Below are 14,206 nucleotides of genomic sequence, written 5' to 3'. Positions count from 1 at the left end.
CAGCTATAGCACCGGCCACGCTCACCAATCCTTACAAAGACATGACTATAAGCATTTGCGTGTAATGACGCAAATTCGACATATCGTTCCGTTTGCGGAACTGACTTTTCATGCCCCTACGCACAGCCTTTGCATCCGCTTTGAGATTTTTGCGGGCTCATCGTGAGTTGTCACAAGGCGACCTTGCACTGGAGAGAGATCAATCTCACGTCAGCAGGCTTGAGGCAGGTCAACGTGGAGTGACCTTGCAGGTCAGCCAGGATTTAGCGAAAGCGTTGGGTGTCGATCCATTGACCCTGCTCGCCGTCACCTATGCAGCGGAGCACGCTGTGTCTCCCCGTGAGATTTTGCAGCGCCTGGAGGCTGACTTGATGAGGATGGAGCTGCTCGACGAACTCGTTTCGTTGAATGCCCCTGCTCAGGCACATCCTGTTGCGGCACAAGCGGACACGCTCAGAGCCCGTATCCAGGAACTCAAGGCACGAGACCTGTCGCAGGCCGAGATCGCCAGGCAGCTCGGTGTGTCGGGAGCGACCGTGAGCCGTCATCTGCGCAGGCATAGCTGAGGGCTACCGAGGAAATTGCAGGAGGGGTGAAGCTACCCCTCCTGCGCGTCCGCTAATTCAGGAAGGGCTCGACCGGCACCACCACACCGAATTTCTCCAGCTGCAAGAACTTCGCTCCTAAAATCTGAGCTGGGATTTTTCGCTGCAGAAGGCCGAAGAAGTTTTCATCGTGGGTGGAAATGATTACTTGCTTGTTGAACTGCACGCAGATACTGCGCAACAGATCAATGGTCGAGAGAATATTGATGGAATCCATTGACTGGATAGGATCATCAATCATCACAACGTCAATCGGGTTACCTTTGTCATCTTTGGCATGGAGCGCGCTGGCCAAGAACACACTGAGGCTGAGGATGTTGGACTGCGCAGCGCTGAAGTACAGAATGGGTGAGATCAAAACCCCATCCTCATCACTCACAACAATGTTCAGCCCAGGATTTGCTGAGTCAAAATCGGGCTTGAACTCTACCTTCTTGAAGGACGGATGAGGGTCAATCTTTCTGTAGATAACATTGATCAGATCTTCGTAGAAGAAGTTGTTGATCAATGTCTTCAGCTGCTCGATTACAGATGTCCGCTCCGCACTCAGGAGCGCGTCCACCTGATTTCGTTGATCCAGCTTTGCTTCCAGGTCTTTCAACTCACCTTGCAGCGTTAACCGTTTGATGTAAGGTTTGAAAGAAGCAATAAACTCCTGCAAAAGCTTAAAACTGCTTTCAGTAGTGAGCAGCTGCTCTGTGCGTAAGCGCCGGGTTTCTAGCTCTGAACTGATTAGCGCCTTGAGATGATCCAGGCTATCGTCTTGGCGCACAACAATGAACGCAGCCAAGCTGTCATAGAACGCGTTGATTGCAGCTTGTGCACGGGTCAATTCTAAATCAAGAGCCTCTTTTTGAGACCGAAGCTCAGCAGAATTGACCCACATGCCATCAGCAAGCATTTTCTGCTGGAGGGAGTTGCACTGGACTGCCAGATCTTCCACCGCACCTTTGGCTTTAGCCAGTTGCGCCTCGATATTGCGTTTTTCAGATTGGGAGTGCTCAGCTAATTGGCCTGAACTGACACCGCTCTTGGCTAGGTACTTGGAAACTGTCGAATAGGACGCTTGTGACCTAATACTACTGGCCTCTGTCGTCAACGACTCCAGATCTGCATCGATGCGTGAAATATCTTGATTGAGCTGGGCGATTGACCCCGACAACTCAGCCTGACGAGTGAGAAGTCCAGAACGCTGAAGTGACAGCTGTGAAATTTCGCCTTGAGCACGCGTTACGAGCTCCTCATGCGAGAGGTTCCAAATCGTCTGAGCAAGCGCATTAGCTCTATCCTCTAAAGCATGCTTCTCTACTTCCAGATCTGATTTTTCGCGATAAATTATTTCCAGTCTGGTGCTCAGCTCCTGGATTTTCCCGCGGAGGTCAACCAGATGGTGGGCATGCGCTTCTTCAGCTAATCTCGTAATAGAGCCAATTTCATCAAGTAATTGCTTACGGCGCGCTTCGGATGTTGCAAGCAGTCCAGCATTTTCCTGACTGAGTCGCGACAAGAGCGTCTGCGATTTAACCTTTGCTCTAAGCTTCTCCGCATCTTCGTGGGGGGAGCTGCACAGCGGGCAAATATTCGAAGGCCAAGCGCTGAGGTAGTCCAGACCGGTAGAGATCAGACGTTCGTGCAGTCCCATCTGGTCAGCCAAAGCAGCTTGAGTCGCATGCACAGATTTTACATGAGTTTCAATTGCCTCCGACTCCACCAAACATTTGGTCAAACGCTCAACTTGGTCTTGAGCCAAGTATCGACCACCCTCCGCTGTAGACAAGATGAAGTTTGCACTTAACTTGTAACCCGACACTTGTTTCAGGTCATCTTGAAAACCTTCCATTTTTCCCGCATCGAGGCGGGCTGCAACATCTTTCTCGGCCACTTGCTGAGTAATAACTTCGATCCTCGCGCGATGCGAAGCTAACTCATTGTATGTCGGCCCAGCATTGTCCAGGGAGTTTCTCAGGAACGCGGCGCGGTCATCAGCCTCCTTAAGCTGCTGATTAAGATCACCTAACGTCTTTGCGAGCCCTGACAGCTGTGCTGCATGACCTGTTCGGTCCTCTACAAGCACCCGCTGACCTTGAGCGATATTATTCAGACGTAACTCAGCCTGAAAGAACCCAACAGAATGGTTGATTACGTCATTGATTTCTGCCCAGCTCTGACTCGCGACCTGAATGTCGCTTGAGCTTTTTGCATGGCTACTCAAAAGCTCCTGATAATGACCAGCATCTTTCAGGCCCTGTTCAAGCCGAGCTGAAAACGCTGTCTGATCGACGATAAACTGGCTGTGAAGTGCAATTTCAGGAACCTTTAACAATCTTTCTTCAAGCCCATCAATCGACCGCACATTAGCTTCACGCTCTACGCTCAGTTCATGCTGTCGAGACACAAGGCTTGCACTCAGAGCATGCTCAGTCTGAGCAGAAAAATGTTCGTCCGCCAGAACTATACGCTCACCAGCAGCATTGAGCTGTGCGGCCAATGCATTGAAATTATCAAAGATAGAAAGGTCAACCGGCTCCCTTAACTCGACAATAATAGCCTCTCGCCGCGCATCCAAACTCTGTAGCTCGGCCTTATTATCAACAATCAGCGCACTCAGCTCCTTGCGCGCAATCTCGGTCTCCCCACCGAAACTTTCCATGAATTTGGCATAACGTTCTTGTGGCTTCGACTCTCGTAAGAACCTGTCAATTTCATCCTGGCTTAAGATGACACGCCGAAAATAGTCGTTCTCGCTGGCTCTGCCTCCAAAACGTAAATCGCGGCCATTAGAGCGTATTGTCCGCAACTGTCGTGTAAAAGGAACAGGTCGCGTAGTGGACACAACCACCCGCGTTTTAACTTTTTCATCCACAAATTTGTTTCGAAGGATCTCCTGGCCCTTGCCCGCATCCTTGGTTACACGCGCGGCGCCTTCATAGTTAGCTTTGTTGTACTCGCCACCTAAACGTTCCAAATGGTTCGTAATCGCCCATTCAACCGCATCATAAAACGAGCTTTTACCAAATCCATTTGGGGCAAAGATGGCCACAAAATCCGAAGGAACATCATCAGCATTCGTAAAATCGAATGTTCCCTCCGATTTCATTTTGTAAGCACGGAACGCCTGGATTTCAACCTTTTTGATTTTCATTTTTATCAAGAGATTCTATGATTTTATTTATCATTGACGCGCGCTTTTCTTTGGACTCGGTCTTTTGATCCAATGGCGCGCCGCGCACGAATTTCTCAAGTGACAATAACGGTTCTCGCGCTTCTGTAACACGAGAGTCCAGCGTTAAGTCCGCCCCCAATAGATGCCTTTCCAACTGTACTTTCAACTGCTCCAGGGTGGGTAACTCAGTATAACCATCCATTATCAGCTTGCGCGCAGCGTATTTATTATTCTCAATTTGGTACTTATCCCAAATTGGAACAACGCCCTTCGTGACATACGCAATGTAAATGTTCCATGCAGCAAGTTTCCCTGGGGGTTGATGGTGAACCGAAACAAGGTTTTGGATAACTTGCCAATTTTTTACGATGCTGGAGGGGGCTTTACACAGGCAGACTATACATGAAATGTAGGACAGCTCATCATCAGAGCGAAACATGTGAAACTCTAAGCCATCAAACTCAGCAGTGAGAAACTCAAAATCGTGATCTTTAATTGATAATTTCATTCAAATACTTCTTGAGCTCAAGTAGTTGATTACGTCCCGGCGCGACGACGCGATACTTCTCTTCCTTCTCAATGACGCAGCTGTTACGCAGACCTTCCAAATGAGTCAGCTTGTAACTGGTGTAGATTCCTGACTCTACTTCATCGATAGAAAATGGCTGTCCTGGGACGATTGCTATATTGCTGATTACACTCTCAAGCATGAAGCCTTTGGGAAACGGTTTCGCATTCGCCTGAGGAGATGCGACCACGAGAGTACCGTCCTTGTCGAGCAGCTTTCGTGAAATCCTTAGAATCTCATCTAAACGACGAACCCAGTTAGTGTTATCACTGGTATACAGCAGTCGACGTTTCTTATCGATCCCACTGATATAGCCACTGTTTGCAATTCCAGTTTCGTCCATGATTGCCGAGATCACCACAAACTCTAAATAGGCGACCCATAGCTCTCTTGTTTCCAAGACACTGTGATCACCCGCATCGAGGAGTAGCTGGACGTTATAACGCTTCATAATGTCGTAGGGAGGTGGCATTCCACTTGCAATTAATGCATCTGAGAAGCCAAGCAACGCATCTTTCAAAAGCTTAACGTTATCAGGATCATCCGCATTAAATTCGAATATTCGATCCCGTATTCTCGAAAAGCACTCCATGTGTGGAGGAATCATCGGAGCACTTGCATGGAAATTCAAGAGCTCATGGTATCGCGCGAGACCATGGCAATAGACGCGGCCATACTGGTTATCCAGGTGGCTGGCCTCCATCTCGAATTCCACACCCACGAGGTACGGATAACCATTATCAATATGGTATACACCGCCTCCAGACATTCCTTGAATAACAGCCTTGCCAGGGTCACCTTCAAGTGCAAGGGTTATCAGTTGGTTGACGACGCCAGCTGAATGCCCCGTCCAATGCTTGATGGGTGTCGTACTCGCTCTCTCTGTTCCCGGTAGGCCCACAAATGTAAGGTTAGCTGAGGGTGGGAGGTGAGTAGCATTCCACGATCTCTGAGAGACATCCGCCTGATAAGCAACTTTCAATATTGCGCAATCCAGGGCTGCTTGTTGACCCTCCCCGGGGAAAATCATCACACCCAGAACTTCGATGGCGGTCTTGTTATGGTCGCTAACTACGTTGCGGGCGACTTCTACAGAAATGGCGTGCCTCGCCGTCAGCACATAAGAAAACTCCTGGGTCATGGCATTCACCAGAACACCGCTTCCACCGTTAACAGTCACACAGTGCGACTGCATAATCTCTGAAAAATTCTTATTAGTATCTGATTTCATCATCGAGCACTTTTAGACGAGAGGAATACTCCTCAACCTCATGATTCAGTAGCAGGGGAGCAATCACCTGATCGTAATTAAAATACACTTCTCCCTGCGTAGACTTGATAATCCTGGCTATCGTCCTTTTATTAGGGAGACCATGCCTGGACCCGTCAGTTGACACGATGTAAATCGGCGAATCCAGCAACCCCAACAAATCGCTACTGGTATTATATTCGCTCCCATGGTGCGATAACTTCACAAGATCCAAGCTAAGCTTGTTTTTTTCGCTGTAATCACAAGACCGCAAACTGTCGGATACCACGCCATCGTGTGCATCACCTAGGAAAAGCATGCGTCGCCCCTCGGCTTCGAGGGTAAATGCGATAGAGCTACCGTTATAAACAGAAGTGTCGGACTGAAATCTATCGCCCGACCAGATATCTTGCAGTGATAGGTGATAATCAGTGTCGTGCGCCGAGGTTTTTCCCTCATCTACATCGCAGGGCCAGACGTGCAACAACTTTTCCAGTTGCTCACGACGAGGTGACAAGACCTTGAGCGTAAATGGGCCTGCTTGATGAGTTTGACCCGCCATTATGAGGGGCGCTCTAACGCACCCTATCTCATCGAGGATTGCTTCCAAATCTCTGCCCTGCTTAACTGATGTTTGAGGGTCGTCGTCAAGGAGTTCGATATTATTCTGAGGTATTTCTGCCACTTCGAAATGGCAGGTGATCAGGCGCGAGGAGTTAAACCAGATGGATTTGACCATATCCCCCAGATAACCTGGTTTCTCAAACGCTCTGATGAGTCCATTGATGTGATCGTCATCAATGTGGGTGAGGATGGCAAGGTCGATGCGCTGCCCTTTGGCTTTGAGATCATCAAGCGCACTGCAAAGCGCTCCCGCGTAGCGCTGCCGTTTCCCATGCCTGAAGGTGGTAGACGTGCCGCCGTCAATCAGAAGGTTAAATACCCCTTCTTCCCCTTCATGGCTGACAAGGATGCAGTCTCCGTGCCTCGCTTTCAAAACGCGGACGATGATGGTCATTCCGACTCCTGTCACTGCCTAGCTCCGCCAGGCTATCAAAATGCCAGTAGCATAGGCCGTACTCCCTGAAGTTCCAATAGAGACCCAAGAAAGGATTTTTGACGCCAGTCCGGTGACCTTTCCCCTTCGGGAAAGCCTGCTCCGGAACGCCGCCACGCAGACCTGCCACCGCTTCGTTTTGCCATTCGTCGTATTGACAACGGTCGATGTTCATCATGAGCGCGCAAACCGGGCCGCCCCGGCCAAACCTTTCTATTAGAAGAATGTTTTAGCCAAATGAAAGCACATCGCCATCATGCTAGAGTCGCGCGCAACAAAGGCTATTGGCCGCCAAATCTCAGGCAGGGATACGCCGAACCTAGTATGAGCCCGCATTCCTCTCTGAATGCCTATGCCTACGACGTAACGTACAGGAGTCGCAATGAGTTATACCTTTTACTATGACGAATCTAACAATATCCGGTCTTTGTATCTGACAGGTGGCCGATTCAATACAGATGCTCATGAAAATCCCTCGCCAGCCTTTGTACTGGCAGGGATTGCTCACAAGGGGGATCAGGCGCAGAGCAAATGTGAAGAGCTGATCGTCTCGCTGCGTTTACCGCCCACCGCGAAAGAACTGAAGTTCAAGCAGGTTGCTAAAGGGAGCTTTCTCGACAACTTGAAGTCAGCGAAGGTCACACAGATTCTCAAATGGCTGGTCGAGTCCGACTACTACCTGCACTACAGCAGCCTGAATATGGAATATTGGTCGTTGGTCGACATCATCGACGATTGCTGCGACCACGCTGATCAGCATGGCATGCTGAACTATGCACCGGCGGGTGGGCGCCGGGCCTATGTGGACTATCACAAAGACGCGCTGTACTACATCATGCGCAAGTACAAAGCCGATGTGCTGTCAGTGCTGGCAAAGTACCGCTATCCGAACGTAACGCCAAAAAATGCGGCCCCTTTCATCAAGCGCCTGAATGAAATCGTCAAGAAAAATCGTCAGGTTTCAGCTCGATTGGGCGGCAAGATGAGCAAGGAAGATCTGTCCCGCACCATTAGCCTGTCCAAGCTGTTCGACCTGTGCCGTAACATCGAATCCCTGGACATGGTGTACACACACGCGCCGTTCAAGCTCATTGACGGGCTGTCAATGTTCTATCGCCATTGCATTGGCCTCTTCGCATCTTCACGCCACATTTTCGACAACGAGTTCGAGATCGAGAAAAGCTTCAAGGAAATTGAAGCACTGGATGGGGTGCTGGGCTCCAGCCATTTTGAATTTGTAGACTCCAAGCTGCATCCGGCAGTGCAGGTCTGCGATGTGATCAGTGGCCTTCTCAAGAACTACTTCACCTTCCTGGCCCAAACGAGCGTCGCTGACGTGGTAGAAGCCAAGAATTCGCTGACGGACAAGCAGCAGGAATGCCTGGCACTGCTGCAAAAGCTCGTCGAAAAATCAGACGATGAGCAGCCTGAGATGCTTCATTACGTAATGTCTCAAATTGAGCATCACAAGCATGCAGTCTTCCTGTTCGACAAGGATGCGCAAGATGAATTTGTCCGTGTCGTAGGTGGAGGCGTGCGTAACGGCTGACCCCGTTGAGCCCTTCTCATGCGAGGAGGGCTTTGCTTAAACTCATCAACCACGAGCCCTGCACCACCCTGCCCTAATCCATAGCGTGCTACTGTAAGCGCCGAAGCGACTCATCAGATGGAACTAGCGATACCTTGTATTTATGACGGAACATAGAACGCAGAAAGTACTGATCGATATCAGTGTGCTCCTTGAGTACCCAGACATCATCACGAGAATCCGCACGAAGCAGCATTTGCCTGTGCTACTGGCAGAGGCGATGGTGGCGCTCATAAATCTTCGTGGTCAGCCTACCCATCACGGACGGCACGCACATCGGATTCTGAGCCAGATCGAAGGCAGTCAGGCCAGAAAGGTCAACCGTTTACCAACGGGCGATACGCTGGCTGAAGGCGATCATCTCTCTGAGTTTCGTTTCGACGACGCGCCCGCCTACCTGCTCAAACGCCTGCAGTTCCAAACGACTAACGCCGCCACTCGCTTGATCGAAGTGGCAGCTCACTACCGCATGACGGTCGTAACCTGTGACGCTCAGGTCATGCAGCTAGCCAAACGCTCAAGTGTGAAATGCCACCGATGGCAGCCAGATCAAGATAGCGAAGCGCCATCCCAGCCTAAAAGAGAAGTCAAATCCCCCGCTGCCGTCCGCTCGGATCCATTCAGGGTGCATGCTGTTCCGCTGGCCGCTGCCGATGTGAAACTCTCCGTCAAAGCGCTCCCTGGGTCAAACGAGACGGTAGTCACTGCTTCCGGCAGACAGATACGTCTCGGGAAAAAAGTGAGTGAAGGAGGCGAAGGGGTAATTTACGAAACGAGTGATCCGGCGCTGGTCTGCAAGATATATCACCTGGACAAACTCACCTCAGGCAAACGTCAGAAGATTGAGCTGATGACCACGCGCAGGGTCGTTCAACCAGGTATCTGCTGGCCCACAGAAACGGTCGTAAACCGATTTGAGGAGTTCGTGGGCTACCTGATGCCCCGCGCTCAGGGACGAACGATGCAGACATCAATGTTCGTCAAACCGGTGCTCCTGAAAACCTTCCCTGCCTGGGGACGTATCGACCTGGTCAACTTGTGCCTGGCCTTCCTTGCCCATGTCGAATATCTGCACAAGCTGAACGTTCTCATCGGAGACATCAACCCTCAGAACCTGCTGGTCACTCAAGATAGCCAGAAAATAGGGTTGGTCGACACAGATAGTTTTCAAGTTGAGGGCTTCCCGTGCCCTGTCGGGACAGTCAATTTCACAGCCCCAGAAATCCAGGGTCTCGGCTACGAAACCTTCATGCGCACCATCCAGCATGAGCTTTTCGCGGTGGCCACGATGCTTTTCATGATCCTTTTCCCCGGCAAGCCTCCGTACTCGCAACAAGGCGGCGGATCTCCTGCGGACAATATCAAGGCACAGAAATTTCCGTACCGTAACTTCAGCGACAAGGAGAATTTTTCCGGTGAAAACGCCCCCAAAGGCTCCTGGGGCATCATCTGGAATCATCTGTCGAGGGATTTGCGCGAAGCTTTCCATCAAACGTTCAGCAACAACAAACGCCTGACGATCCAGCAATGGACTGCGCTACTTCAGCGATATCGGGGCGCAATCGAAAAAAAATATCTCGGCAATGAGATTTTCCCCAGTACGTATTTTTTCATCCGAGACCCTATTACGGTCACGTGCGGGAAATGCCAATCCAAGACCGTTGCTTCCAAGAAATATGCGCAGAGCCAGGCAGCGAAAGGCCGGAAGGTTTGGTGTCAGGACTGCCACAGAGAGCACAATCTCAAGCGGATGGCGGCAGAAAGTGAGAAGGAAGGGTTGCAAGCTGAGCGACGACATCAGGGGCATCCTGCTGCCGCTCCACAGCCTATTCGACCGGCATCCATTCCTCGTGCAGCGCCTGTCGTTGCTCCGCCCAAGCAACAGCCACAGCGCGTCGCTCAAGCCCAGCCAGCAGCTCAGCAACCGCGGGCAGCTGCGCGGCCACAAGCTAGCCCCGCACCCAGACAGCAACCCACATTGTCGCAGCGCACTCCGCCGAGACCGACACAGCGGACGCCTTCGCGCCCGAACGCCTGGGTTGCTCGATTGCTGAAAAAGCTATGGCTCGCCATCTTTTTCAAATAACCAATTCCTTCACCAGCTCGTGAGCAAAACCCAATGAACGAAGATCACATCCTCAGCCAAGAAGACCTGGTAGATAACCCAACTGCACGCGTACCCATTTGCCTGGTGCTGGATGTCAGCGGCTCGATGGCGGGCCAACCGATCCAGGAACTGCAAGCGGGCGTGCAAATGTTCTATGAGGCGATTCGCGCAGACGAAGTCGCTCAATACGCAGCAGAGATCAGCATCGTCACCTTCGGCACCCAGGCAACCCGAGAAGTAGACTTCATGGCGATTGATCGCCAGGACGTACCCGCGCTGGTCGCATCAGGCACCACAGCGATGGGCCAAGGTGTGAACCTGGCGCTCGATCTCTTGGAGGTACGAAAATCGGATTATCAACGCGCCGGCGTCGATTACTACCAGCCATGGATGGTCGTCATGACCGATGGCGAACCCACCGACGACATCAGCACTGCCAGTGCGCGAATTCTTGAATTGAGCAAAGCGAAAAAGCTCACGGTGTTCCCCATCGCGATCGGCGCCGCAGCCAACTTGGACACGCTGGCCCTGCTCTCCCCTGGCCGCCCCCCTATGCGTCTGAAAGGCCTGAACTTCAAAGAGTTCTTCATGTGGCTCAGCCGTAGTGTTTCCCGGGTTTCGCAATCCACGCCTGGCGAAACAGTGACGCTCGACGTCAACGGCATTGCTGCGTGGGGCCAAGTCTGACAATGGCTGAGGGGGATCGCAGTCACGCCTATAGGACATCGTGTGCGCTCTTCACCGGGCGCTCTCATGCCAGCAGTGGCATGCCGTGCCAGGACTACGTTGCTGCCAGATCACAGAATGGCTTCGCGTGTGTCGCCCTGGCAGACGGGGCGGGTTCCAAAAAGCATTCCGAGCACGGGTCTCGAACGGTCGTAAAAGCAATTACTCGCCTATTGCTTGATCGGTTCGATGAGCTCTGGACGATGGCTGAAACAAATCCCTCTCAAACCACGATTGAAATACTCCAGCATTGCCTGCAGGGGCTGGAGCGCCAAGCCATTGGTTTACGTTGCGGGCAGGCTGAACTCGCGAGCACCCTTTTGTTCGTGGCCCACTCCAAAGGGCGGTATCTCGCAGGTCACATAGGAGATGGCTGCATCCTGCATCAGCAAGAGGATGGCCAGATCATGGTACTCTCTCACCCGGAAAACGGTGAATTCGCAAATACGACGTTCTTCGTGACGGACTCTACCGCATCCAGCCGACTGCGTTTGTACCGCGGCCAATGCGGTCAGGGAGCTGGCTTTGTCCTGATGAGCGACGGCACAGCGGAGAGTCTGTACCGAAGGCTAGACAAGACGCCGGCAACGGCAGCTGTGCGCCAAATCCTCTCATGGAGCCGCACCAAAGAGCCTGCGCAAATGCGTGAAGTGCTATCCGACAACCTTGAACATGCGTTCGCAAAAAAAACCACAGATGACTGCTCGATCGGGGTTCTGTCGATGTAGCGTGGATTTCTTGTGATAGGTACCGGGCACCTGACTGGCGATACCCTGTCGTATCGACGATGTGTGCAGGCCGTACCTAAAACGGCCTCACTTGATCTATCAAACGAAGCGGAGGAAGCTTCCAGAACTCCGAAATGGATCACTTTTTCCAACATCTCTTACAGGGACGACCGTATGCCTGCCGTAAAGAGAGTGCTCCTGCCTGACACGAACCAATCGCCCAAGCACTTGCTGACGGCGCTTGGGATCGCTGATCAGCTATGCCGCACTACGAAAACGCTCGATGTTATCTTCCTCACGCCCAATAAAGCAGCACTCGATTCCGGCTCCATACGCACCGCGGTTGGCGACCCCGCTCACAAAGCATTCATGAAGGGTACGCCAGTCAAGCTGGAGAGCGGCGCACTGGTGCGATGCGAAACCAAAACTACGTTGAAATGGGTGTCGCAACCAGCCGTGGTGGTAGTCGCCTTTGCGAGCCAGGACATGATGGATAAAGTCGACGCACTACCTAACGTCGTCGCCATCGTGGCCGTTCCCTGGACGACTGGGGCGATTGATGACTGGGTGAAAACCTGGTCACCCGAAATCCATGGGAAATCTGCTACGCCTGTTGAGGTTGACTCGCTCATCAATGATCCAATCGTGGAGCAAGCGATGAAGTCGCTGAGCACGATAGTCAACAAAGCTCACAACATTCTCCATCCCTCTGATGAAGAACACGCGAAACGCATCCTCCGTATTCTTCGTGCACGAAACCATCAAGAGCCAGCGGAAAACGTCAGGCGCTGGGCGATCAGAAACGGATGGTTGCCCAAAGCGGCTGAGCGCTTGGAAACACTGGCGGAGAAGGCCTTCAGTCTGCGCACCAAACCCAAAATTGATAACCCGGATCATGCTGAGCAGTTGTATCAACGCTGGAGTAGCGCCGCGAAATAAGTGACCGTGTCGGACAAGCAGGCCAGGAGCGCTCTGTGGGTACCCGCTGCGCCCGACGTCGCAACGGGCCGGGCCAAGGGCATCCAAAGACGAAGACTGGGACAGCGGTGAGACTGCCATAGACCGTTGGCCATCTGCTTGCGATCCACATCAGCATGAACTGGGCGGTGCAACGCTCACCGAAACCCTTGAAATCGTTCCATGCAGCTTCGCTACTACCGTTCGGAATGGCATTCGACGCTTTGCGGCCTCCAGTGGTGCTCTGAGCTTCGTTTTCGACGATTTCTAGAATTGACAAACCGTCAACGACGTTGACGCCGTGGCTTCACCACGTTTACCATTGTTCTACGGCTTCGTGATCATCATGATGTTCACGGAGGGCTACTACGAGATCGACCGGATCCACACACTACGGGCTTCCGCTCTCTTCTCAAGGGCTGTCACAACGCCTAGGCGCTGATACGTATGGAGTTCTACATATCAGACGACGTTGCGAACAGTTTGGAACCAGGCAGCACTATGATGCATTCAAAGATACCCGCCACACTCTGTGGCGGGATATTTTTTCAGCCTGGGATTTTCAATGGACGACCTGCAACACATCCTCCAGCTCATCCACGAGCTACTCTCTGATCAACCCTATGAACTGAGCGCGCGCCTGAAGCAACGGCTTAACATAGCCTTGATTGAACGCGGCATGTCCCCGCTTGACCAAAACAGCTACGGCTGCAAAAAATTCTCAGAGTTCCTGCTGACGCACATGGGCGATCGCATCGAGATCGCGCGCCCCGAAGTCAGTGGTGACCTTCGCATCTCGCTCAAGCGTGACCGCGCTCAGGCACGGGCCAAGGCGATTAGCGTTGAAGCCAAGCCCAAACAGGATCACACCATCCTGATGCGCAGTGATGTCTGGCAAGCATTCACCAACCCAGACAGCAATCGCAAGCGCTACTTCGACAAAGTCAGCCACAAGATTCTTCACTTCCTGAAGGAAGGTGATGAGGATTACAAGGCGAAACTCGCAGAGCGTCCGCAGGACTTCATCGAGATCGAGTGGATACCTGCCAGCCAACAACTTGCCTGGATGGCCGAGTTCCTCGACCTCATCAACCTGCCTGTTGCAGAACGTGCACCGCTCCAGCAGCTGATAGAAGCCACCTACTCCAGCAAGGTGAACGCAGCGTTCACCAAAGCACTCGGTGACCGAGAGCAGGAATGGCGTCAGATGCGCACACTCAAGATTGCCCAATGGATCCAGGCATGGGCAGTAAAGCATGACGTCAAGCCGGAGGAGCTGAACCTCGCGGCTACCCCTGCGGCCTCTTGCCCACCCCAGCCAGACGCCAAGGCCACGGTCATGAGCTCACGCGAGCAGGCACTGCGCCTGCTGGAGCGGATGAGCGACGAAGACATCGCCCAATACGCCATTCCGGTACTGCTAAGCAGTGTCCTGAGCAAGTCGCAGCTGTAACCTGG

At 52.3% G+C, this 14,206-nt stretch carries 11 protein-coding genes; 7 read left to right on the top strand and 4 right to left on the bottom strand.

Translation table 11 applies throughout. The features are described from left to right. The first annotated feature begins 110 nt into the window (after positions 1 to 110). Positions 111 to 566, top strand: a complete 456-nt coding sequence (locus AACG97_RS10000) for a helix-turn-helix domain-containing protein (protein WP_150569922.1) — start codon at positions 111 to 113, stop codon at positions 564 to 566. Positions 567 to 618: 52 nt separating this feature from the next. Here AACG97_RS10000 and AACG97_RS09995 read toward each other — a convergent pair whose 3' ends face one another. The 4 genes from AACG97_RS09995 to AACG97_RS09980 are packed head-to-tail and all read right to left on the bottom strand — an operon-like array spanning position 619 to position 6,603. Continuing rightward, complete coding sequence (locus tag AACG97_RS09995; RefSeq protein WP_197885225.1) at positions 619 to 3,747, bottom strand: AAA family ATPase; 3,129 nt, start codon at positions 3,745 to 3,747, stop codon at positions 619 to 621. Beyond that, positions 3,728 to 4,276 carry an ABC-three component system middle component 1 gene (locus AACG97_RS09990; protein ID WP_197885226.1) on the bottom strand — a complete coding sequence of 183 codons (549 nt, stop codon included), beginning with the start codon at positions 4,274 to 4,276 and terminating at the stop codon, positions 3,728 to 3,730. Before AACG97_RS09990 ends, AACG97_RS09995 begins: the two co-directional genes overlap by 20 nt. Beyond that, the gene (locus AACG97_RS09985; RefSeq protein ID WP_225785708.1) at positions 4,260 to 5,567 is read right to left on the bottom strand and encodes an ABC-three component system protein; all 1,308 of its coding nucleotides are present in this window, start codon (positions 5,565 to 5,567) and stop codon (positions 4,260 to 4,262) included. Before AACG97_RS09985 ends, AACG97_RS09990 begins: the two co-directional genes overlap by 17 nt. After that, a complete protein-coding gene (locus AACG97_RS09980) occupies positions 5,551 to 6,603 on the bottom strand; it encodes a ComEC/Rec2 family competence protein (protein WP_232555041.1) in 1,053 nt (350 codons plus the stop codon). The genes AACG97_RS09985 and AACG97_RS09980 overlap by 17 nt, the downstream gene beginning before the upstream one ends. A gap of 421 nt (positions 6,604 to 7,024) precedes the next feature. On the opposite strand from AACG97_RS09980, the gene AACG97_RS09975 reads away from it, so the two are divergent. The 6 genes from AACG97_RS09975 (at position 7,025) to AACG97_RS09950 (ending at position 14,201) form a co-directional block, all read left to right on the top strand. Then, positions 7,025 to 8,191 (top strand): DUF3800 domain-containing protein, encoded by a 1,167-nt coding sequence (locus AACG97_RS09975; RefSeq protein ID WP_197885228.1) that lies wholly within the window; start codon positions 7,025 to 7,027, stop codon positions 8,189 to 8,191. Positions 8,192 to 8,333: 142 nt separating this feature from the next. Next, complete coding sequence (locus AACG97_RS09970; RefSeq protein WP_197885229.1) at positions 8,334 to 10,316, top strand: hypothetical protein; 1,983 nt, start codon at positions 8,334 to 8,336, stop codon at positions 10,314 to 10,316. A gap of 33 nt (positions 10,317 to 10,349) precedes the next feature. Further along, on the top strand, positions 10,350 to 11,024 hold the full coding sequence (locus AACG97_RS09965) for a VWA domain-containing protein (protein WP_197885230.1): 675 nt from the start codon (positions 10,350 to 10,352) through the stop codon (positions 11,022 to 11,024). A gap of 2 nt (positions 11,025 to 11,026) precedes the next feature. Beyond that, positions 11,027 to 11,791 (top strand): PP2C family serine/threonine-protein phosphatase, encoded by a 765-nt coding sequence (locus AACG97_RS09960; protein WP_197885231.1) that lies wholly within the window; start codon positions 11,027 to 11,029, stop codon positions 11,789 to 11,791. A gap of 174 nt (positions 11,792 to 11,965) precedes the next feature. Beyond that, positions 11,966 to 12,730, top strand: a complete 765-nt coding sequence (locus tag AACG97_RS09955; protein WP_197885232.1) for a hypothetical protein — start codon at positions 11,966 to 11,968, stop codon at positions 12,728 to 12,730. 583 nt (positions 12,731 to 13,313) lie between these two features. Beyond that, the gene (locus AACG97_RS09950; protein ID WP_197885233.1) at positions 13,314 to 14,201 is read left to right on the top strand and encodes a UPF0158 family protein; all 888 of its coding nucleotides are present in this window, start codon (positions 13,314 to 13,316) and stop codon (positions 14,199 to 14,201) included. Positions 14,202 to 14,206: the final 5 nt, after the last annotated feature.

Source organism: Pseudomonas sp. Nvir (genome assembly GCF_963778085.1).
In the GTDB taxonomy this organism is placed as follows: domain Bacteria; phylum Pseudomonadota; class Gammaproteobacteria; order Pseudomonadales; family Pseudomonadaceae; genus Aquipseudomonas; species Aquipseudomonas juntendi.
The sequence above is the reverse complement of the archived record's forward strand: the minus strand, read 5'-3'. Positions and strand labels throughout refer to the sequence as shown.

Coding starts and splice junctions, on each gene's coding strand:
- AACG97_RS09955 (WP_197885232.1), top strand. CDS start 11,966: ATGCCTGCCGTAAAGAGAGTGCTCCTGCCTGACACGAACCAATCGCCC.
- AACG97_RS09965 (WP_197885230.1), top strand. CDS start 10,350: ATGAACGAAGATCACATCCTCAGCCAAGAAGACCTGGTAGATAACCCA.
- AACG97_RS09975 (WP_197885228.1), top strand. CDS start 7,025: ATGAGTTATACCTTTTACTATGACGAATCTAACAATATCCGGTCTTTG.
- AACG97_RS09980 (WP_232555041.1), bottom strand. CDS start 6,603: ATGACCATCATCGTCCGCGTTTTGAAAGCGAGGCACGGAGACTGCATC.
- AACG97_RS09985 (WP_225785708.1), bottom strand. CDS start 5,567: ATGAAATCAGATACTAATAAGAATTTTTCAGAGATTATGCAGTCGCAC.
- AACG97_RS09990 (WP_197885226.1), bottom strand. CDS start 4,276: ATGAAATTATCAATTAAAGATCACGATTTTGAGTTTCTCACTGCTGAG.
- AACG97_RS09970 (WP_197885229.1), top strand. CDS start 8,334: ATGACGGAACATAGAACGCAGAAAGTACTGATCGATATCAGTGTGCTC.
- AACG97_RS09995 (WP_197885225.1), bottom strand. CDS start 3,747: ATGAAAATCAAAAAGGTTGAAATCCAGGCGTTCCGTGCTTACAAAATG.
- AACG97_RS09960 (WP_197885231.1), top strand. CDS start 11,027: ATGGCTGAGGGGGATCGCAGTCACGCCTATAGGACATCGTGTGCGCTC.
- AACG97_RS10000 (WP_150569922.1), top strand. CDS start 111: ATGCCCCTACGCACAGCCTTTGCATCCGCTTTGAGATTTTTGCGGGCT.
- AACG97_RS09950 (WP_197885233.1), top strand. CDS start 13,314: ATGGACGACCTGCAACACATCCTCCAGCTCATCCACGAGCTACTCTCT.